Consider the following 22,258-nt stretch of genomic DNA (forward strand, 5'->3'; position numbering starts at 1 on the left):
GACGGCGCAACCCTCACCGCGCCGCGTCCATCAGCGCGCGCATCCGCCGAATCACCGGAACGAGGCCGTCGAAGATCGCCTCGCCGATCAGGAAATGGCCGATGTTCAGCTCCATGACCTGCGGGATCGCCGCGATCGGGATCACATTGTCGAAGGTCAGGCCGTGGCCGGCATGCGGCTCGATCCCCGCCTTGGCGGCGAGGGCGGCGGCATCGGCGATTCGGCGCAGCTCGGCGGCGCGGTTCGTCTCGGCCAGCTCGCAATAGCGGCCGGTGTGGAATTCGACGACCGGCGCGCCCAGCCGCAGCGCCGCGTCGATCTGGCGCGCGTCGGGCTCGATGAACAGCGACACGCGACTGCCATTCTCGCGCAACCTCGCCACCATCGGTGCGAGATGGTCGAAATGCCCCGCGACATCCAGCCCGCCCTCGGTGGTGCGCTCCTCGCGCTTCTCGGGGACGATGCACACCGCATGCGGGCGATGGCGCAGCGCGATCGCGAGCATCTCGCCGGTCGCCGCCATCTCGAGGTTGAGCGGCACCGTCAGCTCGGCGGAGAGCCGGGCGATGTCGTCGTCGGTGATGTGCCGGCGATCCTCGCGCAGATGCGCGGTGATGCCGTCCGCGCCGGCCTCGGCCGCGAGCAGGGCCGCGCGCACCGGATCGGGATAGCCCGAGCCGCGCGCATTGCGCACGGTGGCGACGTGATCGATGTTGACGCCCAGGCGGAGCTTTCCGTTCACCCTCGGCGCCTCCTTATGCCGTGATCGCCCGACTGCCGGGCTTGATCGCGGGAATCGCCGCGAGTTCGGGGGGCAGCTGGTCCGCCGGATAGGCGGGCACGTCCATCTTGAGCAGCGAGACGAGCGGCACGCCGACGTCTGCGCTGCCGTTCGAACGGTCGACAATGCAGGCGGCGCCGAGCAGCACGCCCGGATGCTTGCGGATCGCGGCGATGCACTCGCGCGACGAAAGCCCGGTGGTGACGATGTCCTCGACCATCACGATGCGGGCGCCTTCGGGAATCTCGAAGCCGCGGCGCAGCTGGAATTCGCCGTCCTCGCGCTCGACGAACACCGCCTTGCAGCCCAGCGCCCGGGCCGTCTCATAGCCCGGGATGATTCCGCCGATCGCCGGCGAGACGACCATGTCGACCTGTCCGAACGATTCGCGGATCAGCTTTCCTAGTGCACCGCACACACGCCCGGTGCGAACGGGGTCCTCGAAAATACGCATCTTTTGCAAGAAGATGGGTGAACGAAGGCCCGAGGAAAGAATGAAATGGCCCTCGAGCAACGCACCTGCAGCACGAAACTCGTCCAGAATTGCGTTGCCTTCCAATGCTCGCTCCATCGCCACCGGGATTGTCGATTTCCCTTAGGACCACCCTCCAACGACCGCAACGGGCGATCAAAAAGGGTTGAGAATGGATGCGTGGCTCGTATACGCCAGTTGCACTGGGGGTAATCCTTTCCCAGCCCGGGGCTCTTGCGGAACAGGGTGAAGATAGACGATGCGCATGCTTGGGTTGACTTCGATCCTCCTGGCGGCGGGGATGGCGTTCGCCACGCCCGCCTCGGCCCAGGAGCCTGTTGCAAACACCGCGGCGCCGGTCGCGAACGCCGCCGCTCCGGCCGCGGCCGCCACGCCGGCAGTCGCCGATCCCACGCTCGATGCTTCGGGCAAGCCGTTGACCAAGGCGGCACCGGGCATCGGCCAGCCGACGGCCGACGCGATCACGCTCCAGCCGCAGGTGACCGCCACCGGCCGCGAGGCGCATGATTTCCACAACTACATCCTGCTGCCGCTGATCACCTTCATCTCGATCTTCGTGCTGATCCTGCTGGTGTGGGTGATCTTCCGCTATCGCCGCGCCGCCAATCCGGAGCCGAGCCGCACCGCGCACAACACCGCGATCGAGATCATCTGGACGCTGGTGCCGGTGCTGATCCTGGTCGCCATCGCGGTGCCGTCGATCAAGCTGCTCGCCGCGCAGTTCAAGCCCGCGCCCAAGGATGCGATCACCTTGAAGGCGATCGGCAACCAGTGGTTCTGGAGCTATGAATATCCGGACAATGGCGGCATCCAGCTGACCGCCAACATGCTCAAGGAGCAGAGCCAGGTCCCGGCCGGCACGCGCTACCGCACCGATGCCGACGGCCCGCGCCTGCTCGCGACCGACCAGCGCGTCGTGCTGCCGGTCGGCGTGCCGATCCGCCTGATCACCACCGCGCAGGACGTGATCCACAGCTGGGCCGTCCCCGCCTTCTGGATCAAGCTCGACGCGGTGCCGGGCAAGCTCAACGAGACGAGCTTCACCATCGAGAAGCCGGGCCTGTATTTCGGCCAGTGCTCCGAACTGTGCGGTGCGCGCCACGCGTACATGCCGATCGCGGTCGAGGCCGTGTCGCCGGCCGAGTTCGCCCAGTGGGTGAAGTCGAAGGGCGGCACCATGCCGGCCGAGGTCGCCGCTGCCGCGGCAGCGACGGCCGCGCAGAACGCCGCCGCGCCGGCCGCCGAGACCAATGCCGCCGCCGAACCGGCCGCCACCAACGAGACCGCGCCGGCCGCCAACGCCGCCGCCGGCAACACGACGGGCAAGTGAGACCATGACCGATATCGCCCTCCACGCGCATGACCATGCGCATGATCACCACGATGCCGATCACAAGCCGGGCTTCTTCGCCCGCTGGTTCATGTCGACGAACCACAAGGACATCGGCACGCTCTACCTGATCTTCGCGATCGTCGCCGGCATCATCGGCGGCGCGATCTCGGGCCTGATGCGCGTCGAGCTGATGGAGCCGGGCATCCAGTATCTGCCGACCTGGCTGAGCTACCTGCACGGCAACGAGACCAAGTTCGACGACGCCATGCACTTCTGGAACGTGCTGATCACCGCGCACGGCCTGATCATGGTGTTCTTCATGGTCATGCCCGCGATGATCGGCGGCTTCGGCAACTGGTTCGTCCCGATCATGATCGGTGCGCCGGACATGGCGTTCCCGCGCATGAACAACATCTCGTTCTGGCTGCTGATCCCGGCCTTCCTGCTGCTGCTCGCCTCGCCCTTCGCCGGCGTCGGCGCCGGCACCGGCTGGACGGTCTATGCTCCGCTCTCCACCTATGGCGAGCCGGGGCCGTCGGTCGACATGGCGATCCTGTCGCTCCACCTGGCGGGCGCCAGCTCGATCCTGGGCGCGATCAACTTCATCACGACGATCTTCAACATGCGCGCGCCGGGCATGACCCTGCACAAGATGCCGCTGTTCGTGTGGTCGGTGCTGATCACCGCCTTCCTGCTGCTGCTGGCGCTGCCGGTGCTCGCCGCCGCGATCACCATGCTGCTGACCGACCGCAACTTCGGCACCGCCTTCTACGACCCGCAATATGGCGGCGACCCGATCCTCTACCAGCACCTGTTCTGGTTCTTCGGACACCCCGAAGTGTACATCATGATCCTGCCGGGCTTCGGCATCGTCAGCCAGATCATCGCCACTTTCAGCCGCAAGCCGGTGTTCGGCTATCTCGGCATGGCCTATGCCATGGTCGCGATCGGCCTGGTCGGCTTCGTCGTGTGGGCGCACCACATGTTCACCACCGGCATGTCGGTGACGATCAAGATGTACTTCACCGCCGCCACCATGGTGATCGCGGTGCCGACGGGCGTGAAGATCTTCTCGTGGATCGCCACCATGTGGGGCGGCTCGATCAGCTTCAAGACCCCGATGGTCTGGGCGATCGGCTTCATCTTCATGTTCACCGTGGGCGGCGTGACCGGCGTCGTGCTCGCGAACGGCGGCGTCGACGACTATATGCAGGACACCTATTACGTCGTCGCGCACTTCCATTACGTGCTGTCGCTCGGCGCGGTGTTCTCGCTGTTCGCCGGCTTCTACTATTGGTTCCCGAAGATGAGCGGCCGCATGTACAGCGAGCTGCTCGGCCAGCTGCACTTCTGGATCTTCTTCATCGGCGTGAACATTCTGTTCTTCCCGATGCACTTCCTGGGCCTGCAGGGCATGCCGCGCCGCTATCCGGACTATCCGGATGCCTATGCGCTGTGGAACCATGTCGCCACCATGGGCTATTTCATCATGGCGCTCTCGATGGTGATCTTCTTCGTCAATGTGATCTGGGCGCTGGTCGCCGGCCGCAAGGCGGAGGGCAATCCCTGGGGCGAAGGCGCGACGACGCTCGAATGGACGCTGTCGAGCCCGCCGCCGTTCCACCAGTTCGAGACGCTGCCGGTCATCGAGGACGGGCATCACCACTGATGCTTGCGCCGACAGGCTGAAACGAGAAGCGCCCCGGGAGGAAACTTCCGGGGCGTTCTCGTTGGGCCGCCGCCGGATCGCCCGGTTTCGTCGCGCCGGAAGCGATATTCGTCGCATGACATCCGCGGTTCATCGTGCAGAAAGATGCGCAGGCGGAACGAACGCCGGAACATTTTCAGGGAGACCCGGTGATGAAGTTCCTGCCCTGCGCCTTTGCGCTGCTGTTCGCCGCCATGCCCGCCGCCGAGGCGCAGACGGCACCGCCCGCCGCGCCCGAGGCGGTGATCCAGATGAAGCCGTGGCGCACCCGCTGGGCCATGGAAGCCGAGATCGCCGGCAAGAAGGGGCTGTACCTGCTCGACACCGGCGCCGGCATCACGCTCGTCTCGCGCGAGACGGCCACCCGGGCCGGCTGCGAGCCCTGGGGGCGCCTTACCGGCTACAACATGATGGGCAAGCGCTTCGACGGCCCCCATTGCGGCGAGAATATCGCGATCACGGTGGGCGGGATCGCTGCCAGGCCGCCGATCACCGGGCTGATAAACATGGCGGCGGACAATCCGAAGAACGCCGCGCTGGACGGGATCATCGGGCTCAACCTGTTCGAGGGCCGCACGGTGACCTTCGACTTCGCGGCCGGCACGATGACGCTCGAATCCGAAGCGAGCCGGGCCGTGCGCGTCGCCGGCATGCGGCCGCTGCGCATCCGGCTGAAGCGCGAGATCGATGGCGGCGCGCTGGCGGTGATGGCCGCGGTGCCGAGCAAGAAGGGCAGCCTGTGGTTCGAGCTCGATTCGGGCAATGGCGGCACCGTGCTCGTCTCCAAGCCCATCGCCGAGCTGGTGGGGATGGACCCGAAGCAGGAAGGCAAGCAGCCGGCCGATTTCGAAGTGCTGGGCGATATCCGCGCGACCACCGCCGACGCCTTCACGCCGGACATGATCATGGACGGCAATCTCGGCATGCCGTTCCTGCGCAACTGGGTGGTGACGATCGACCTTGCCCGCGGCCTTGCCTGGATCGGCAAGCCGCCCGTGCCGCCCAAGGCGGCGATCCCGCTCGACGAAGCGGCGAAGCACTAAGCGCGACCGGCCGTCGCGGACGACTAGCCCCATCGGGCCGAGCCGAAGGGCTGAAGCGCGAAGCACCCGGAGGGAAACTTCCGGGTGCTTTCATTGGGGGGGCGCCGCGGGGTTTCTCAGGATCGTTGCAATGTAGGATCGCGAATGTTCTATCTTTGTTCCAAACAAGGAGAACCGAGATGGCTTTCGTTACCGACACCGATTTGGCCTCGATCGCGGCGGGCAAGGGCGCCGCGCTGGTCGGCTTCGCGCAGGACAATCTTTCCGCCGCGGCCCGGACTGCGCTCGACAAGCTGCGCGAGTTCGCGACGTTCGAGGATTTCGGCGCGGCGGGCGATTATGACCCCGCGACTCAAACCGGCACCGACGACACCGCCGCGATCCAGGCGGCACTCGATTGGGCGCACGACACCGGCGGCGCCGTCCTGATGACCGCCCGCAATTTCCTGTGCGGCGCGATCACCACCTATGAATTCACTACGATCATCGGCACCGGCCGCCAGACCTCGGCCTTCTGGTGCAAGGCCGGGACCACCGGCAAATGGTGGAGCAGCAACGGGCATGGCGCGCAGAAAGTGATGCTGTCGGGCATCGCATGGTACGGCCGCTGCCAGGCCGGCGTCACCCATATCCTCGAGCTTGGCAACAACCCCAAATTCAACGATCCGACACTTCAGGAAACGCCGTTCGGCACCGAGGGCCTGCTCGAGGGCCTCTGGTTGCGCGAGGCGCCCAATGCGGTCGCGCTGCAGGTGCTCGGCAATGTCGGCATCATCGACAACGTCACCGTGCAAGGCTGCGCCACCAATCTTCAGGTCTTCGGCAATGCCAATCTGCTTTCGGGCATCGTCTCTATGCAGGCCTCGGCGGTGGGCGCGGACATCTACGGCGCCGTGGTGAACCGGATGGAGATCGAGGCGACCGGGGCAAGCGGGCTGCCGCTGCGCATCAATGGCGACGTGAGCGTGGACGGCCTGTTCATCTCGACTGACAGCGGCACCCACTACAGCCACCTGATCGAAGTCGACACAACCAATTATGATGAATGGGCGCTCGGCCGAGTCACGCTACTCGAAGAGCCCTTCCCCGCCACCAACGGCATCCTGAAAATCGGCTCCTCCTATTACGGCGGCACGTCGGCCACGGGATTCAACGGCTCGAGCTACCAGCGCAACCTTGCCCTCTATTCGAGCGACTTCGCGGTCAAGCATCAGAAGATCCAGGCCTTCACCGTGCAGATCGTCAACGATGGCGGCACGATCAGGCACCGCATGGGAGCGCTCGCCGATGCGTCGCTGGCCTGCAACTTCCTGACCCGGGTCAACGGTGCGACCGGCACGCTGACCGCGACACCGACGGGAGCGGACGCTTCGACGGGCTTTGCCGCTGGCGGGAAGATCAGCAGCACCTATCCCTCGATGTTCGTCCTCGACACCGCCAGCCAGCCAGCCGCCGACCAGCTGGCGACGGCGCAGCTGCTGTACAACCAGTCGGGGACCGCGCTTACGGCCTGGGCGACGATCCTGTCGCTGAACGTAAATGGCGTGACCCGGCCGCGCCTGATGGTGCAGTTCTTCGATTCGGCATCGGGCACGCCGTACAATCTGACCGCGCTTCCCTCGGGCAAGGCTATCGTACTTGGCGTCACCGGCTACATTGCCTGACGAAGCGGCGCCCCGGGGACACAACTCCCCGGGGCGCTTTCGCTTGGGCCGCGAACGGCCACCCCTTCCCCCCCGCCCCCCACGCCCCTATAGCCGACGCACGACCATGAGCACCGCTTCCGCCACCGTCACCCTGCCCGCCGACTGGCGCGACTTCCTCGCGCTCACCAAGCCGCGGGTGATGACCCTCGTCGTCTTCACCGGGCTGTGCGGCATGCTGGCCGCGCCGGTGCCGATCCATCCCGTGCTGGGCTTCACCGCCATCCTGTGCATCGCGCTGGGCGCGGGCGCGGCGGGGGCGCTCAACCAATGGTACGAGGCCGATCTCGACGCCAAGATGAAGCGGACGCAGAAGCGCCCCCTCCCGGCCGGGCGGATGGACCGCCAGTCGGCGCTGCACTTCGGCGTGGGGCTGGCGGGCTTCTCGCTGGTGCTGATGTATTTCGCGATCAACCTGGCGGCGACGATCATCCTCGCCGCCTCGATCCTGTTCTACGTGTTCGTCTACACGATCTGGCTCAAGCGCCGCACTCCGCAGAACATCGTGATCGGCGGCGCGGCCGGGGCCTTTCCGCCGATGATCGGCTGGGCCGCGGCGACGGGCGACGTGACGCTGATGCCGGTGTTGCTGTTCGCGCTGATCTTCCTGTGGACGCCGCCGCATTTCTGGGCGCTCGCGCTGTTCGTGAAGACCGACTATGCCAATGCCGGCGTGCCGATGCTGCCGGTGGTGGCCGGCGAAAGGTCGACGCGGATCCAGATCGGCCTCTATACCCTGCCCATGATCCTGTGCGCCGCGGCGCCCTGGCCGCTGGGCTTTACCGGCCCGATCTACGGGATCGTCGCCGCGGTGATGTCCGGCCTGTTCCTCGCCATGGCGGTGCAGGTGGCGATCCGCCGGTCCGAGCCCGAGGACATGATGGTGCCGGAGAAGCGGCTGTTCAAATTCTCGATCCTCTATCTGTTCATTGTTTTCGGCGCGCTCGTCGTCGACAGGTGGTTCACATGACCGATGATCTGATCCAGGCCCCGCCTCCGCCGCCCGGCCCCGCCGAGGAAGCCGAGCTGATCCGCGCCCGCCAGCGCAGCCGCGCCACCGTGATGGCAGTGCTGCTGGGCCTGTTCGTGGTACTCGTCTTCGCGATCTCGATCGTGAAGATCCAGCTGGGCCATGCGGGATGATCCGCATCGGCCGGAACCTGCGCGTCGCGATCCTTGCCGGGATCGGCGTGTGCTCGATGACCGGGCTGGGCTTTGCGGCGGTGCCGCTCTACCGGATGTTCTGCGAGGCGACCGGGCTGAACGGCACCACCCAGCGCGGGGCCCGCGCCCCGGGCAGCGTGGGCCAGAAGATCACCATTGCCTTCGACAGCAACGTCGCCAAGGGCATTCCCTGGAAGTTCCAGCCCGAGCGGCGATCGGACACGATCGACATCGGCGGGCGCGACATGGCGTTCTTCACCGCCACCAACACGTCCGACCATGAAGTGACGGGCACGGCGACGTTCAACGTCACGCCGGTCTTCGTCGGCAAATATTTCACCAAGATCCAGTGCTTCTGCTTCACCCAGCAGACGCTGAAGCCGGGCGAGACGGTGCGCATGCCGGTGATCTTCTATGTCGACCCCAAGATCCTCGACGATCCCGATGCGCGCGACGTGCAGGAGATCACCCTCTCCTACACCTTCTATCCCGCCGAATCGCCGGCAGTGAAGGAAGCGGCCGCCAAGGCCCATTGACGCCGTAGCCGCCCGCGCGCGACTATTGTTGCGGGAAGCGATTTCGCACCGTAAAGCTTGCCGCAAAACAGGAGCAGGGAAGTTCGATGGCCGGGGCAAAGAATCACCAGTACCATATCCTTCCGCCTAGCGTCTGGCCGCTGTTCGGCTCGTTCTCGGCGCTGGTTCTCGCGTCGGGCGCGATCATGTGGATGCACGGCGCGCACATCTCCCCGGAAAAGGACAATGGCGGCGGCTGGGTGTTCCTGGCCGGCCTGGTCGGCGTGGCGTTCACCATGTTCGGCTGGTGGGGCAAGGTGATCGAGGAGGCGCATGCCGGCGATCACACGCCGATCGTGCAGCTCCACCTGCGCTACGGCATGATCCTGTTCATCGCTTCCGAAGTGATGTTCTTCGTCGGCTGGTTCTGGGCCTGGTTCGACTTCTCGCTCTTCCCCTCGCACGTCGAGGCGGTGGGCGGGCAATGGCCGCCCAAGGGCATGGAAGTGCTCGATGCCTGGAAGTTCCCGCTGCTCAACACGCTGATCCTGCTGCTCTCGGGCTGCACCGTCACCTGGGCGCATCACGGGCTGATCCACAATGAGCGCGGCGGCGAGAAGAAGGGCCTGTGGGGCCTGATCGGCGTGGGCGAGAACGACACGGTCAAGAAGGGCCTGTGGCTCACCGTGATCCTCGGCATCACCTTCAGCTGCCTCCAGGCCTATGAGTATAGCGAGGCGCCCTTCCCCTTCCATGCCGCATCCGAAGGCGGATCGAGCTATGGCGGCGCGTTCTTCATGGCAACCGGCTTCCACGGCTTCCACGTGATCGTGGGCACGATCTTCCTGATCGTGAACCTGGTCCGCGCCTATCGGGGCGACTTCACTCCCAAGCAGCATTTCGGCTTCGAGGCGGCCGCCTGGTACTGGCACTTCGTCGACGTGGTGTGGCTGTTCCTCTTCGCCTCCATCTATGTCTGGGGCGGCTGGGGCGCGCCGGTCCACGGCTGACGTGACCGACAACGCGAACGACATTTCCGGGGGAGGCGGTCCAGCATCGCCTCCCCCGATCCTTTCGGGAACCAGGGGCGCCTGCCCGTGCTGCGGCGCATCCACCCTGTTCCGGAGCTTCGCGGGCTTTGCCGACCGGTGCACCGCCTGCGGGCTCGACTTCACCCGGTTCAACGTCGGCGACGGGCCGGTGGTGTTCCTCACCCTCGGCATCGGCGCGCTGGTCACGGCGCTGGCGCTATGGGTGGAGTTCGGCTTCCATCCGGGCCTGCTGATCCATGCGCTGCTCTGGATCCCGGTCACCACGGCGCTGGTGATCCTGGCGCTGCGCCTTTCCAAGGGCCTGCTGCTCGCGCTCGAATATCGCAACCGCGCGGGCGAAGGGCGGGTTCGGAGCGAATGATGCCACGTTTCCCCCTGATCCCGACGATCGTCGTCGCCCTATCGGTCGCCGCGATGATCGGGCTCGGCATCTGGCAGCTCCAGCGCCGCGCGGAGAAGCTGGATGCGCTGAAGCTATATGCCGCCAATTTCGACAAGCCCGAAATGGCGTTCCCGCGCCTGCCGGTGGGTGACCGGTATCTGTTCCGCCGCGCCAGCGCCTTCTGCCTCCAGGTGGTGGGCTGGCAGAGTCAGGGCGGACGCGCGGCCAATGGCACCAACGGCTATCGCCATGTCGCGCAGTGCCGCACCGGCGCCGAGGGGCCGGTGCTGCTGGTCGACATGGGCGTGGCGCCCGACCCCAAGTTCCAGCCGGTTTGGCAGGGCGGGCAAGTGACCGGAACGATCACCCATGCCCCCGATCACCGCCCGCTCCTCGCCGGGCTGTTCGACGGCGAGCCCAAGCATCTGATGCTGATCTCGGCAAATGCCGCACCAGGCCTGGCGCCGACGGCGAAGCCCGACCTGTCGAGCGTGCCGAACAACCATCTCTCCTATGCGGTGCAATGGTTTCTGTTCGCGCTGGTCGCTTCGGTGATCTATCTGCTGGCGCTCAAATGGCGGCAGAAGCCCAAGCCATAGCCGCCGTCCCGGCGTTCGCCGGAATGACGAGGCCGGTCTAAACATAGCCTATCTTGTTCAGTTCCCTCCACGCGGCTAGGCCCCGCCCTCATGCAATATCAGAGCACCCGAGGCAGTGCGCCGCTGCTTGGCTTCCGCGACGTGACCCTTGCCGGCCTGGCGAGCGACGGCGGACTCTATGTCCCGACCACATGGCCGAGCTTCAGCCGCGAGGATATCGAAGGGCTCAAGGGCCTGTCCTATGTCGAGACCGCCGTCCGGGTGATGGCGCCCTTCACCGGCGAGGATCTGCGCGAGGACGCGCTGCGCGCGCTCTGCGAGCAGGCCTATGGCCGCTTCTCCCAGGCCGCGGTGACCCCGCTCGTCCAGCTCGACCATCGCCACTTCCTGCTCGAGCTGTTCCACGGCCCGACGCTGGCGTTCAAGGACGTGGCGCTCCAGCTGCTCGGCCTGCTCTTCGAGAAGTTCCTGACCGGCAGCAGCGAGCCGCTGACCATCGTCGGCGCGACGTCGGGCGACACCGGCAGCGCCGCGATCGACGCGGTTGCTGGCCGGCACGGCGTAGACATCTTCATGCTGCACCCCAGGGGCCGCGTGTCCGACGTGCAGCGCCGCCAGATGACCACGGTGCTGGCGCCCAATGTCCACAACATCGCGATCGAGGGCAGCTTCGACGACGCCCAGGCGATGGTGAAGGCACTGTTCAACGACGCCGCCTTCTCCGGCCGTTTCCGCCTCAGTGCGGTCAACTCGATCAACTGGGCCCGGCTGATGGCGCAGGTGGTCTATTATTTCTACGCTGCGGTCCGCCTCGGCGCGCCCGCACAGAAGGTCGCCTTCGCGGTGCCGACGGGCAATTTCGGCGACGTGTTCGCCGGCTATGTCGCGGCGCGGATGGGGCTGCCGGTGGAGCGGCTGATCGTCGCGACCAACGTCAACGACATCCTTCACCGGGCGCTTTCCAGCGGCGACTATTCGGCGGGCACGGTCACGCCGACCGCGGCGCCGAGCATGGACATCCAGGTGAGCTCGAATTTCGAGCGGCTGCTGTTCGACCTCGCCGGGACCAGCGTGGCGGAGCAGATGCGCGGCTTCGAGACTTCGCGGGCGATGCGTCTCACCAACGCGCAAACCGAGGGAGCAGCGAAGATCTTCGCGAGCGACCGGATCACCCCGGACGAGATGAACGCGACGATGCGCTGGGCCTCTGCCGAAGCGGCGCAGGTGATCGACCCGCACAGCGCGATCGGGCTTGCCGCCGCGCGCCGGGCGGAGGTTCCCGCCGGCGTGCCGGTAGTGACGCTGGCGACCGCGCACCCGGCCAAGTTCGCCGACGCAGTCGAGCGCGCCACCGGCGTGCGGCCGTCGCTGCCCGCACGTGTGGGCGACCTGTTCGACCGGCAGGAGCGCTACGACGTGCTGCCGGGCACGCTCGACGCGGTCCGCGATTACATCGCCGGGCTGGCCAAGCCGCGCGCCTGAACCTCAAGCGGATCGGCAACTGGTGAGGCTGTTCCCCGGCAAAGGCCGGGGAGCGGCCTGGCGTTCGCGCGACATTCCTCCAGCCCGACATCCGTCGTCCATCCCGCGCGGGGATGACGAGGTGAGGACTCGGCTCTAAAGACTCGCCGATGGACCTGATCACTCTCACCGGCGAGCCCTGGGCCGATTACGGGCTCGTCGACAGCGGCCATGGCCGCAAGCTCGAGCGCTATGGCAAATATCGCTTCATCCGCCCCGAGCCCCAGGCGATGTGGGCGCCCGCCTCCGGCAATTGGGAGGCACATGGCGAGTTCGTGCCCGGCGCGGACTAGGATGGCGGCGGTCGCTGGAACTTCACCGGATCCGTGCCGCAGGACGGCTGGCCGCTCGCCTGGGAGGAGGTGCGCTTCACGGCGCAGAACACGCCCTTTCGCCACCTTGCCTTCTTCCCCGACATGGCGCCGGTCTGGCACTGGATGCGCGCGCAAATCGAAGGGATGGACGCGCCCGAATGCATGAACCTGTTCGGCTATACCGGCGTCGGCTCGCTCGCCTTGGCCGCCAAGGGTGCCAGGGTGACGCATGTCGATGCCTCGAAGAAATCGGTCGCGGAAGGCAAGGCCAATGCCGCGCTTTCGGGCATGGAGGATTTGCCGATCCGCTGGATGATCGACGATGCCGCCAAGTTCACCGCGCGCGAGGTGCGGCGCGGGCGGCGCTATGACGGGATCATCCTCGATCCGCCCAAATGGGGCCGCGGCCCCAATGGCGAAGTGTGGAAGCTGGAGGAAGGCCTGCCCGGGCTGATCGCCGACGCGACGAAGCTGCTCGACCGGGATTCGCGCTTCCTGTTCCTGACGGTCTATGCCGTGCGCATGTCGGCGCTGGCGATCGGCGAGTTGCTGCGCCAGCACCTCTCGCACCTGCCCGGCAGAGTGGAGTGCGGCGAGCTGGCCGTGCGCGAGGAAGCGCGCGGGCTGGAACTGCCGACCGCGATCTTCGCGCGCTGGCGCCGCTGATGGGCCTCTCGGTCTTCCTCGCCACTGCGGTGGCGGACACCGTCGAGGGCCGCCGGCCGGGCGGTCGGCATGCGATGCTGATCTATGTCTCGGCCGACAGCTTCGAGGAAGCGCAGGCCAAGGCCGCCGGTGTCGCGCTTGGCACGGGCTGGATGCTGGTGCGGCTGGAAAAGGGCATGGAAGTCGCCGACCCGGGTGCGAGCGAAGACCCCGTGCTGCGCGCCGCCGCCATGGATGCGCTGGCCGAGGGCTCGGCGATGGTAGTGTATGGCGACGAGCTGCCGCCGGAGGCGTAAGCTCAGCCGCGCCGGTGGATCGCCACCACCTCCGGCGCCTGCGCATCGAGGAACATATAGGCGCGGCCGAGCAGTGCCTGCTTGCCGAAATCGTCGAACTTGTTCGGGCCAAGCGGCGTGATGAGCACTTCGCCGGTGGTGAGGCCCTGGAGGTGCTTCGCCTCGATCTCTGCCCGATGCGCCTCGGCGATTTCGCTTAGCACGATGTTGCCGGTGTCATGGCCGTAGCGGACCAGGATGTTGCCGTCGTCCATCGGCAGCGGGTTCATGTCGGGATGCGCGCAGAACACGCCCGCCAGCGCAGTGCGCGCTGCTGCACGCGCAGCCTCGTCGGACAGCCCGTCCGCAAGGATCGCGAAGGTGCCGTGACGGAACAGCGCGAAATCACGCTTGCCGTCCAGGTAATAGCGGACGCGATCGGCGATGCGATCGAGCGGCGTAGCGAAGGAAGGATGCCAAGCTGGAACAGGTGGGAGGGGCGCCTTGTCCTGCTCCCGCGCCTTGACCCGCGCGGCGCCAAGCAAATCCCCCAGACCGCCAAGGAACGAACGCCGCATCGTCTCAGCCCCGCCCCATCCGTACCGCCGCGCCCGCCACGAACGGGCAGCCCGCCACCAGCAACAGGCTCACCGCGCCGAGCAGCTTGAGCGCGCCCGGCTGCCCGGCGGTGGCGCCGAAGATCAGCAGCGGCACGGCAAAAGGCAGCATCACCAGCCCCGCCAGCGCCCCTGCCCCGCGCAATCCCGCGACCAAGGCGGCGGTAGCGACGCCCAGTGCGGCAAGCCCCGGCGTGCCGATCAGCAACGCGATCAGCAGCGGAGCCAGTGCCCCGCCGGGAAGCTGGAGCAGGCCCGAGGCGATCACCGTGGCGGCGAGCAGCGCCGGTGCGAAGCCCAGCCAATGGCCCGCCACCTTGGCGGCAGCGACACCGGCATCGGGCAGCCCGCGCACCGCCAGCTGATCGAGCACGCCGCTCTCCAGGTCCGGCGCTACCAGCCGCTCGACCGGCAGCAGCGCCGCCAGCAATGCCGCCGCCCAGATCACTCCCGGCGCGATGCGCCCGAGCAACGCCGCATCGGGGCCCACTGCAAAGGGGAAGAGAATCGCGACGAGCAGGAAGAAGACGACCGGCAGCGCCAGCCCGCCGGTACTCCAGGCGCGCCGCAGCTCGCGCAGGACGATCGCGGCATAGACGCTCACAGCGCCACCATCCGGGCTTGCGGGAGCGCGATGGGCAGATGCGTGGCCACCAGCGCAATGCCTCCGGCGGCACGATGCCGCGCGATCAGGCCCTCGAGCAGGGCGACCGAGCCGGTGTCGAGTCCGTTGGCCGGCTCGTCGAGCAGCCAGACCGGCGCGGCGCTCGCCACCACCCGCGCCAGCGCGGCACGGCGGCGCTGGCCAGTGGAGAGCATGCGGACGGGAACCGGGGCGAGATCGGCGAGATTCACGGCCGCCAGCGCCTCGCCCACCGCCATGCGCCGGCCATCGATCCCGCTCCAGAAGCGCAGCGCTGCGCCGAGCGACAGCTCGGGATCGAGCGCCGGCACTTCGGCCATCAGCGCACGGGCGCCCTCGCCTGTCACGCTGCCGGCCGCGGGCGCCAGCAGCCCGGCTGCGATGCGGATCAGGCTCGACTTGCCGGCGCCGTTCGGGCCGGTGACCAGCGCCGCCTCGCCCGGCGCGAGCGCAAGGTCGAGCCCTTCGAACAAGAGCCTGCCTCCGCGCAGGCACGCGACGCCGCGAAGGGCGAGGGCGCTCACTCGGCCGAGTCTTCCAGCGCGTGCATGTCGTCGTCGGAAAGGCCGAAATGATGGCCGACTTCGTGCACTACCACATGCGTGATCAGCGCCTCGAGCGTCACGCCGGTGTGCACCCATTCGTCGAGCAGCGGGCGACGATACAGATGGATCTCGTCGGGCATGGTCACGCCGTCCCAGGCCGATTTCTCGCCCACCGGCCGGCCGCGATACAGGCCGGTCAGGTCGAACGGATCCTCGATACCCATGGCGTCGAGCGTCTCGTCATCGGCGAAATCCTCGATCACGAGCACGATGTCGGCAAGATGCGCCTGGAACGGTTCGGGAATGCGTGCGAGGGCGGCGCGGGCGAGGCGCTCGATCGCTGCGGCGTCTGGGGCTTGCCCGGTCATTCCGGGGGGAATAGGCCGGACAATGGAGCTACGGCAAGGGAGGCAATGATGGTGGCGCGTCTGACGGATGGACTTCGCGCGGAATCGCTCGCGGCGCTGCCCGATTGGCAATGGGATCCGGCGCGTGACGCGATCACCCGGCATTTCGCGTTCAAGGACTTCAACCAGGCCTTCGGCTTCATGGCCCGCGTGGCGTTGCTCGCCGAGAAGGCAGACCATCATCCCGAATGGTCGAACGTGTGGAACAAGGTCGACATCCTGCTGACCACGCACGACGCCGGCGGCCTCTCCACCCGCGATATCCAGATGGCGCAGGCAATCGACGCGCTGCTGTAGGACCGCGGCGGGATGGGCCGGCTCGACGCGATCGGCCTAGGATCCGCAGCGCAGCTTGCCGGCGCGCGCATAGTCCGCCGCCAGCCGGTCCGTGTCGGCGGCATAGGGCCTGGGCAGCTCGGCCTTGATCCGGGCCCAGACGGCAGCGCCGCCGGGCGTGCAGATCACCCGCACGAAATCCAGGCCCTGGCCCTGCTCGTAATGCGCCCTGGGCATCAGCCCCTCCTGGACGCGCTGCCAGACCTGATAGGTCGCCCAGCCATGCTCGCGCATGAGATAGTCGAAGCGCAGCTTGTCGGCGGGATCGAGCGGCCGGCTGCCGTCCATCCCCGCCCGGAACATCTCGGCGATGTCGCGCGAGCCGTAGATCGAGGCGCGGAAGGACGCCCATTGCGCCTGGGTGTCGTTCGCTTCGCTGCGCGCCGCCACCCGGTTGCTCTCGTAGAGCTGGATCCCGACGAAGACGAGCGAGAGCACCACCGCGAGCGCGCTGACGATCTGCCCGACGAACGCCCAATATTCCATCCGGTCCCGGTGGAAGATCGGGCGCCGGGAGGCCGGGCCCTCCCGGCTGCTCACTTGAATGCCCGGCGCTGGAGCTTGCGCAGGGTGCTGGGCATCCAGCGCGCCATGAACCAGAGGCGGTGCGCGGTCTTGCCTACGCGGGTGTGCACGTCGCGGCGGATGTCGAGCATGTGGCGGACGGTCTTCACCACTTCTTCGACCGGTGTGATCTCGAGTCCGGCGGCGCGCACCGATTCGCGCACGTTGCGGTTCGAATCCTGGGTTACGTGGTTGAGCAGCGGCGTCTCGATGAAGCTCGGCATCAGCGAGCCGACATAGATGCCCTCCTGCCCCCATTCGGCGTTGAGCGCCTCGGCAAAGCCGCGCATCGCGAACTTGCCGGCGCTGTAGATCGACATGCCCGCATTGCCCGAGATGCCGGCCGCCGAGCTGGTGACGATCATCGCCGATCCCGGCGTCGCCTTGAGCAGGTCGTGCGCGGCGCGCGCACCGTGGACGACGCCGTTGATGTTGATCGAAAGGCCGCGGTCGATGTCCGCGTCGGACATGGTCTCGAGCTGGCCGCCCACCGCGATCCCGGCATTGTTGAACAGGAAGTCGAGCCGGCCGCCGCTCTTGCCCGCGAAATCGGCGAGCGCGGCCTGCCATGCGCCACGGTCGCGCACGTCCATCGCATAGGTTTCGGCACCCGGGATCGCGGCCCTCGCCGCTTCCAGCCCCGCCGCGTTGACATCGGCCAGGCCGACCAGCCAGCCGTCCGCCGCCAGGCTCTTCGCGACGGCGAAACCGATACCCGATGCGCCGCCCGTGATGAATGCCGCCTTGGCCATTGCCTCGCCTCTCCTCTTTTGACCTTTGCCATTTCATCCCGCACAAAGCGCCGCGATGCCAGAGCAAAGCCGCTCCGTTACCTTCAAAAATGTCAGCAAGGTCTGGCCGGGGGGCGTGAGAGCCGTGGACGGCGTGTCGCTGGACGTGGCCGCGGGCAGCTTCGTGGCGCTGGTCGGCGCTTCGGGATCGGGCAAGTCGACGCTGCTCAAGATGGTCAACCGGCTGATCACCCCGAGCGAAGGGGCGGTGCTGGTAGGCGACGCCCCGGTGGATGCCGGCCCCGCGCCTGCGCTGCGGCGGCGGATCGGCTATGTCTTCCAGAATGTCGGCCTGTTCCCGCACATGCGGGTGGGCGAGAATATCGCGATCGGGCTGCGGCTGGCGGGCGAGAAGGACATGGCTGCGCGGGTCGCCATGCTGCTGGAGCTGGTCGAACTTTCGCCCGAGATGGCCGGACGCATGCCGGACGCGCTTTCGGGCGGACAGCGCCAGCGCGTGGGCGTGGCGCGGGCGCTGGCGACGGGCCCCGGCATATTGCTGATGGACGAGCCCTTCGGCGCGCTCGATCCCGTCACCCGCGACGGACTGGGCAGGGCGATCCGCGCGCTGCACGACCGGATGGAGCTCACCACCATCCTCGTCACGCACGACATGGCGGAGGCGCTGTTGCTGGCCGACCGCGTGCTGGTGATGGAGCGGGGCCGGATCGTCGCCGATGCCACGCCGCGCGAACTGCTCGCCGGCAAGGGCGGCGCGGTGGCGGACGCATTGGTCGCCGTGCCGCGCGAACAGGCGCACCGGCTGGCGGAGCTGGAGAAATGAACGCGCTGGCCCGCGTGCCCGACCTGCTCGCGCAGCATCTGCTGCTGGCGCTGGCCGCGCTGCTGCTCGGGCTGGCGATCGCGCTACCGCTGGCGGTGTTCTCGGCGCGCAACCGGCTGGTCGGGCGCATCGCGCTGGGCTTCGCCAGCCTTGTCCAGACCATCCCGAGCCTCGCCCTGCTCGCGCTCTTCTATCCGATCCTGCTCTCGCTTTCGGCCCTGGTCGGCGGCGGCATTCCGGCGCTGGGCTTCCTGCCTTCGTTGCTCGCATTGTCGCTGTACGCGCTGCTGCCGATCCTGCGGAACGGCGTGACCGGGCTGGCGAACATCGACCCTGCGGTGATCGAGGCGGCGGACGGCGTGGGAATGACGGCGACGCAGAAGCTCCGGCTGGTCGAGGCTCCGCTGATACTGCCGGTGCTGATGGCCGGTATCCGCACCGCCGCGGTGTGGACGATCGGCGCGGCGACGCTGTCGACCACGGTGGGCCAGCCCAGCCTGGGCGACCTGATCTTCGCCGGCCTCCAGACGCAGAACTGGTCGCTGGTGCTGACCGGCTGCATCGCCGCCGCCGCGCTCGCGCTGGCGGTGGACGGGCTGCTGGGACTGGCCGAGCATGGCATTGCGAAGCGGAAGCGCGGGCTGATCTGGGGCAGCCTCGGCACGTTGCTGGTCGTCGTCGCGCTGGCGCTCGTCCCCGCGCTGCCGGCGGCGCGCGGCACCGTAACCATCGGGGCCAAGGGCTTTTCCGAGCAATATATCCTCGCCCGGCTGATCGGGCACCGGCTGGAAGCGGCGGGATACAAGGTCCGCTATCGCGAGGGGCTCGGTTCCGCGGTCGCCTTCAGCGCGCTCGCGAGCGGCGATGTCGACGTCTATGTCGACTATTCGGGCACGATCTGGACCAACCAGATGCGGCGCAGCGACGTGCCGCCGCGCGACGCCATCGTGCGCGGCGTGGCCGACTGGGCCCGCGACCGGCACAAGGTGACGCTGCTGGGCTCGCTGGGCTTCGAGAACGCCTATGCCTTTGCGATGCGGGGGGACGACGCCCGGAAGCGCGGCATCGCCAGCATCGCCGACCTGGCGCCGGTCGCCGGCAGCCTCAACCTCGCCACCGATGTCGAGTTCCTCGAACGCCCCGAATGGGCGGCGGTGCGGAAGGCATATGGCCTGAGCTTCAAGTCCGCCCACCCCTATCAGCCGACCTTCATGTATCGCGCGCTCGCCTCCGGCACCGCGGACGTGATTCCCGCTTTCTCCTCGGATGGCAGGATCGCGGCGGACGGGCTCGTCGTACTGGCCGATCCCAAGGGCGCGATCCCCGGCTACGACGCGATACTGCTGCTCGCCCCCGGCCGTGCCGACGACCTGCGCTTCCAGGCGGCCCTCAAGCCGCTCGTCGGCGCGATCCCGGTCGAGCGGATGCGCCAGGCCAACTACATGGTCGATCGCGACAGCGACAAGGCAAGCCCCGACCAAGCAGCGCGCTGGCTGGAGCGTGGACTCGCCCGATGAATTCCTGTTATCGCTACCAGAATATAAGAAGAGGAGGAGAGTGAAATGCGGCCCGGCCTGAAGCTTCTGCTGTCGACCACCATCATCTGGGCCGCATCGCCGGCTTTTGCGCAGCATGCGCCGACAGCGCTGTCGGATGCGAGCACGGCGCACCCCGGCAAATGGCCGACGGCCGGCTCGCAGGGCCTGGTCGATCCCGCGACCGAGAAGTTCGTCACCGATCTGATGGCGCAGATGACGCTGGAGGAGAAGGTCGGCCAGATGATCCAGGCGGACATCGGCGCGATGAAGCCCGAGGAGCTGCGCCGATATCCGCTGGGCTCGATCCTGGCGGGCGGAAGCTCGCCGCCGCTGGGCGCGCCGGACCGCTCGCCTGCTGCCCCCTGGGTCGCGACCGCCCAGGCCTTTCGCAAGGTGGCGATGGAGCCGCACGGCAAGCACAGGCCGATCCCGCTGCTCTTCGGCATCGACGCGGTGCACGGCAACAACAACGTGATCGGCGCGACGATCTTCCCGCACAATATCGGCCTGGGCGCGATGCATGATCCCGCGTTGATCCGCCGGATCGGCAGGGCGACCGCCGTCGAGACCGCCGCGACCGGCCCCGACTGGGCGTTCGGCCCCACCCTCGCCGCGCCGCAGGACGATCGCTGGGGCCGCAGCTATGAGGGCTATTCGGAGGACCCGGCGGTGGTCCGCTCCTATGCCGGCGCGATGATCCGCGGGCTGCAGGGCGAGCCCGGCACGAAGAACCGGATCCAGCAGGGCTATGTCGCGGCATCGGCAAAGCATTTCCTGGGCGACGGCGGCACGTTCGAAGGTGTCGACCAGGGCGATACCCGCGTCTCCGAGGACGAACTGATCAGGGTCCACGCCCAGGGCTATGTCCCGGCGATCCAGGCCGGCGCGCTCACCGTGATGGCCAGCTATTCGAGCTGGAACGGCGCCAAGATGCACGGGAGCAAGTCGCTGCTCACCGATGTGCTGAAGGGCCGGATGGGCTTTCAGGGCTTCGTCGTCGGCGACTGGAACGGCCATGGCCAGGTGCCGGGCTGCACCAAGGAGGATTGCGCCGCCACCTTCAACGCCGGGCTCGACATGGCGATGGCGCCGGACAGCTGGAAGGGCCTGTTCGAAAGCACCGTCCGCCACGCCCGGGACGGCACCATCCCGATGGCCCGCATCGACGACGCCGTGCGCCGCATCCTGCGCGTGAAGGCGAAGCTCGGCCTGTTCGACCCCGCCCGTCCGATCGAAGGCAAGGCCGGCGTGCTGGGCAGCGCCGAGCACCGCGCGATCGCGCGCGAAGCGGTGGCCCAGTCGCTGGTGCTGCTCAAGAACCAGGGCGTGCTGCCGGTGAAGGCCTCGGCGAACATATTGGTCGCTGGCCCGGGCGCCGATTCGATGGCGCAGCAGACGGGCGGCTGGACGCTGAGCTGGCAAGGCGACGGCAACGACAATTCGATGTTCCCCAACGGCCAGACGATCTTCTCGGGCATCGCCGAGGCGGTGCAGGCCGGTGGCGGCACCGCGACGCTCTCGCCCAACGGCAGCTTCTCGGCCAAGCCCGACGTGGCGATCGTGATATTCGGCGAGCAGCCCTATGCCGAGATGCGCGGCGACATCCCCACTCTCGAGTTCCAGCCGGGCGACAAGCAGGCGCTGGCGCTGCTCGGGAAGCTCAGGGCCGCGGGCGTGCCCACCGTCTCGGTGTTCCTCTCGGGCCGGCCGCTCTGGGTGAATCCCGAGATCAACGCCTCCGATGCGTTCGTCGCGGCCTGGCTGCCGGGAAGCGAAGGCGCGGGCGTGGCCGATGTGATCATCGGCGACAAGGCGGGCAAGCCGCGCAGGGACTTCCACGGCACGCTCTCGTTCAGCTGGCCCAAGACCGCCGGTCAGTTCACGCTCAACAAGGGCAAGCCGGGCTATGATCCGCAATTCGCGCTCGGCTACGGCCTCAGCTACGCCAAGCCCGGCAAGGTCGGTACGCTCGGCGAGGCCCCGGGCTTCGATGCCTCGGCGCGCAACACCGGTGTCTATTTCGCCAAGGGCGTGACGCCGGCCCCCTTCGCGTTCGCCGCCGATTCGAAGGTGACCCGCGCACCGATCGACGGGCCGCAGACGCAGGAAGGCGCACAGCAGCTGTCCTGGCCCGAGGGCCCGGCGACGCTTCGCATCGGCGGCAAGCCGATCAACCTGGGGCGAGAGGCCAATGGCGACCTGTCGCTTGCCCTCACCTATCGCCTCGATCGCGCGGCCACCGGCCCGGTGACGCTCGCCATGGGCGAAGGCAAGGGCTTCGATGCGACCGGCCTGTTCACCGGCGAGACCGGCAAATGGCGCACGGTGAAGATCCTGCTCAAATGCTACCAGGCCAGCGGCACCGACATGAACGCCGTTTCGGCCCCGGTGGTGATCGGCGCCGCGGGGCCGCTGGCGTTCAGCCTGTCCGATGCGCGGATCGTGTCGGATCCCGCCAACTCGATCTGCCCCGGCGCGAAGTGA

General features: G+C 67.8%; 24 protein-coding genes and 1 pseudogene. 17 read left to right on the forward strand and 8 right to left on the reverse strand.

What is annotated here, in order from left to right; all coding sequences use genetic code 11:
- Nucleotides 1–13 precede the first annotated feature (13 nt).
- Both BGP17_RS11505 and pyrE read right to left on the reverse strand, forming a co-directional pair.
- On the reverse strand, nucleotides 14–742 hold the full coding sequence (locus BGP17_RS11505) for a pyridoxine 5'-phosphate synthase (RefSeq protein ID WP_286712017.1): 729 nt from the start codon (nucleotides 740–742) through the stop codon (nucleotides 14–16).
- A gap of 13 nt (nucleotides 743–755) precedes the next feature.
- The gene (gene pyrE, locus BGP17_RS11510; RefSeq protein ID WP_286712018.1) at nucleotides 756–1,352 is read right to left on the reverse strand and encodes an orotate phosphoribosyltransferase; all 597 of its coding nucleotides are present in this window, start codon (nucleotides 1,350–1,352) and stop codon (nucleotides 756–758) included.
- A 166-nt stretch (nucleotides 1,353–1,518) separates the two neighbouring features.
- Here pyrE and coxB point away from each other — a divergent pair, with 166 nt between their 5' ends.
- The 13 genes and pseudogenes from coxB (at nucleotide 1,519) to BGP17_RS11575 (ending at nucleotide 13,570) form a co-directional block, all read left to right on the forward strand.
- Nucleotides 1,519–2,604 (forward strand): cytochrome c oxidase subunit II, encoded by a 1,086-nt coding sequence (coxB, locus tag BGP17_RS11515; protein ID WP_380925821.1) that lies wholly within the window; start codon nucleotides 1,519–1,521, stop codon nucleotides 2,602–2,604.
- 4 nt (nucleotides 2,605–2,608) lie between these two features.
- Nucleotides 2,609–4,276 (forward strand): cytochrome c oxidase subunit I, encoded by a 1,668-nt coding sequence (gene ctaD, locus BGP17_RS11520; protein ID WP_167300366.1) that lies wholly within the window; start codon nucleotides 2,609–2,611, stop codon nucleotides 4,274–4,276.
- Nucleotides 4,277–4,467: 191 nt separating this feature from the next.
- A complete protein-coding gene (locus BGP17_RS11525; RefSeq protein WP_286712019.1) occupies nucleotides 4,468–5,358 on the forward strand; it encodes a pepsin/retropepsin-like aspartic protease family protein in 891 nt (296 codons plus the stop codon).
- Between the two features lie 179 nt (nucleotides 5,359–5,537).
- On the forward strand, nucleotides 5,538–7,022 hold the full coding sequence (locus BGP17_RS11530) for a hypothetical protein (protein ID WP_167300364.1): 1,485 nt from the start codon (nucleotides 5,538–5,540) through the stop codon (nucleotides 7,020–7,022).
- A gap of 106 nt (nucleotides 7,023–7,128) precedes the next feature.
- Complete coding sequence (locus tag BGP17_RS11535; protein ID WP_286712020.1) at nucleotides 7,129–8,031, forward strand: heme o synthase; 903 nt, start codon at nucleotides 7,129–7,131, stop codon at nucleotides 8,029–8,031.
- Nucleotides 8,028–8,204 carry a cytochrome c oxidase system small membrane protein gene (locus BGP17_RS11540; RefSeq protein ID WP_286712021.1) on the forward strand — a complete coding sequence of 59 codons (177 nt, stop codon included), beginning with the start codon at nucleotides 8,028–8,030 and terminating at the stop codon, nucleotides 8,202–8,204. Before BGP17_RS11535 ends, BGP17_RS11540 begins: the two co-directional genes overlap by 4 nt.
- Nucleotides 8,201–8,761 carry a cytochrome c oxidase assembly protein gene (locus tag BGP17_RS11545; RefSeq protein ID WP_086127483.1) on the forward strand — a complete coding sequence of 187 codons (561 nt, stop codon included), beginning with the start codon at nucleotides 8,201–8,203 and terminating at the stop codon, nucleotides 8,759–8,761. The genes BGP17_RS11540 and BGP17_RS11545 overlap by 4 nt, the downstream gene beginning before the upstream one ends.
- Nucleotides 8,762–8,847: 86 nt before the next feature.
- On the forward strand, nucleotides 8,848–9,750 hold the full coding sequence (locus BGP17_RS11550) for a cytochrome c oxidase subunit 3 (RefSeq protein WP_086127484.1): 903 nt from the start codon (nucleotides 8,848–8,850) through the stop codon (nucleotides 9,748–9,750).
- Nucleotide 9,751: 1 nt separating this feature from the next.
- A complete protein-coding gene (locus BGP17_RS11555; RefSeq protein ID WP_286712022.1) occupies nucleotides 9,752–10,153 on the forward strand; it encodes a DUF983 domain-containing protein in 402 nt (133 codons plus the stop codon).
- Nucleotides 10,153–10,773, forward strand: coding sequence for an SURF1 family protein (locus BGP17_RS11560; protein ID WP_167300360.1), 621 nt, complete (start codon nucleotides 10,153–10,155; stop codon nucleotides 10,771–10,773). The genes BGP17_RS11555 and BGP17_RS11560 overlap by 1 nt, the downstream gene beginning before the upstream one ends.
- A gap of 90 nt (nucleotides 10,774–10,863) precedes the next feature.
- On the forward strand, nucleotides 10,864–12,255 hold the full coding sequence (gene thrC / locus BGP17_RS11565) for a threonine synthase (protein WP_167300359.1): 1,392 nt from the start codon (nucleotides 10,864–10,866) through the stop codon (nucleotides 12,253–12,255).
- A 149-nt stretch (nucleotides 12,256–12,404) separates the two neighbouring features.
- A pseudogene (locus BGP17_RS11570) lies at nucleotides 12,405–13,274 on the forward strand (class I SAM-dependent rRNA methyltransferase).
- Nucleotides 13,274–13,570 (forward strand): hypothetical protein, encoded by a 297-nt coding sequence (locus BGP17_RS11575; protein ID WP_167300357.1) that lies wholly within the window; start codon nucleotides 13,274–13,276, stop codon nucleotides 13,568–13,570. Before BGP17_RS11570 ends, BGP17_RS11575 begins: the two are co-directional and overlap by 1 nt.
- Nucleotides 13,571–13,572: 2 nt before the next feature.
- Here the strand turns inward: BGP17_RS11575 and BGP17_RS11580 are convergent, their stop codons facing one another.
- From BGP17_RS11580 to BGP17_RS11595, 4 genes are read right to left on the reverse strand one after another with little or no spacing between them, the layout of a single operon-like run.
- Entirely contained in the window at nucleotides 13,573–14,127 is a 555-nt protein-coding gene (locus BGP17_RS11580) for a hypothetical protein (RefSeq protein WP_286712023.1), read from the reverse strand.
- 4 nt (nucleotides 14,128–14,131) lie between these two features.
- Nucleotides 14,132–14,770: a heme exporter protein CcmB gene (locus tag BGP17_RS11585; protein WP_286712024.1), complete on the reverse strand. Its 639-nt coding sequence runs from the start codon at nucleotides 14,768–14,770 to the stop codon at nucleotides 14,132–14,134.
- Nucleotides 14,767–15,333, reverse strand: a complete 567-nt coding sequence (gene ccmA / locus BGP17_RS11590; protein WP_167299462.1) for a heme ABC exporter ATP-binding protein CcmA — start codon at nucleotides 15,331–15,333, stop codon at nucleotides 14,767–14,769. The genes BGP17_RS11585 and ccmA overlap by 4 nt, the downstream gene beginning before the upstream one ends.
- Nucleotides 15,330–15,722 (reverse strand): metallopeptidase family protein, encoded by a 393-nt coding sequence (locus BGP17_RS11595; protein ID WP_167300354.1) that lies wholly within the window; start codon nucleotides 15,720–15,722, stop codon nucleotides 15,330–15,332. Before BGP17_RS11595 ends, ccmA begins: the two co-directional genes overlap by 4 nt.
- Before the next feature lie 45 nt (nucleotides 15,723–15,767).
- Here BGP17_RS11595 and BGP17_RS11600 point away from each other — a divergent pair, with 45 nt between their 5' ends.
- Complete coding sequence (locus tag BGP17_RS11600; protein WP_167300353.1) at nucleotides 15,768–16,058, forward strand: 4a-hydroxytetrahydrobiopterin dehydratase; 291 nt, start codon at nucleotides 15,768–15,770, stop codon at nucleotides 16,056–16,058.
- Between the two features lie 36 nt (nucleotides 16,059–16,094).
- On the opposite strand, the gene BGP17_RS11605 is transcribed toward BGP17_RS11600, so the two are convergent.
- Together BGP17_RS11605 and BGP17_RS11610 are read right to left on the reverse strand one after the other, a co-directional pair.
- On the reverse strand, nucleotides 16,095–16,637 hold the full coding sequence (locus tag BGP17_RS11605; RefSeq protein WP_167300352.1) for a hypothetical protein: 543 nt from the start codon (nucleotides 16,635–16,637) through the stop codon (nucleotides 16,095–16,097).
- Nucleotides 16,634–17,413 carry an SDR family oxidoreductase gene (locus BGP17_RS11610; RefSeq protein ID WP_286712025.1) on the reverse strand — a complete coding sequence of 260 codons (780 nt, stop codon included), beginning with the start codon at nucleotides 17,411–17,413 and terminating at the stop codon, nucleotides 16,634–16,636. Before BGP17_RS11610 ends, BGP17_RS11605 begins: the two co-directional genes overlap by 4 nt.
- Before the next feature lie 55 nt (nucleotides 17,414–17,468).
- Here BGP17_RS11610 and BGP17_RS11615 point away from each other — a divergent pair, with 55 nt between their 5' ends.
- Genes BGP17_RS11615 through BGP17_RS11625 form a run of 3 tightly spaced genes read left to right on the forward strand, consistent with a single transcriptional unit; the run spans nucleotide 17,469 to nucleotide 22,258 of the window.
- Nucleotides 17,469–18,236 (forward strand): ATP-binding cassette domain-containing protein, encoded by a 768-nt coding sequence (locus BGP17_RS11615; protein ID WP_167300350.1) that lies wholly within the window; start codon nucleotides 17,469–17,471, stop codon nucleotides 18,234–18,236.
- On the forward strand, nucleotides 18,233–19,753 hold the full coding sequence (locus BGP17_RS11620; protein WP_286712027.1) for an ABC transporter permease/substrate-binding protein: 1,521 nt from the start codon (nucleotides 18,233–18,235) through the stop codon (nucleotides 19,751–19,753). Before BGP17_RS11615 ends, BGP17_RS11620 begins: the two co-directional genes overlap by 4 nt.
- Nucleotides 19,754–19,798: 45 nt before the next feature.
- Nucleotides 19,799–22,258, forward strand: coding sequence for a glycoside hydrolase family 3 protein (locus BGP17_RS11625; protein ID WP_286712028.1), 2,460 nt, complete (start codon nucleotides 19,799–19,801; stop codon nucleotides 22,256–22,258).

Source organism: Sphingomonas sp. 67-41 (assembly GCF_001899725.1).
Taxonomy (GTDB): Bacteria; Pseudomonadota; Alphaproteobacteria; order Sphingomonadales; family Sphingomonadaceae; genus Sphingomonas; species Sphingomonas leidyi.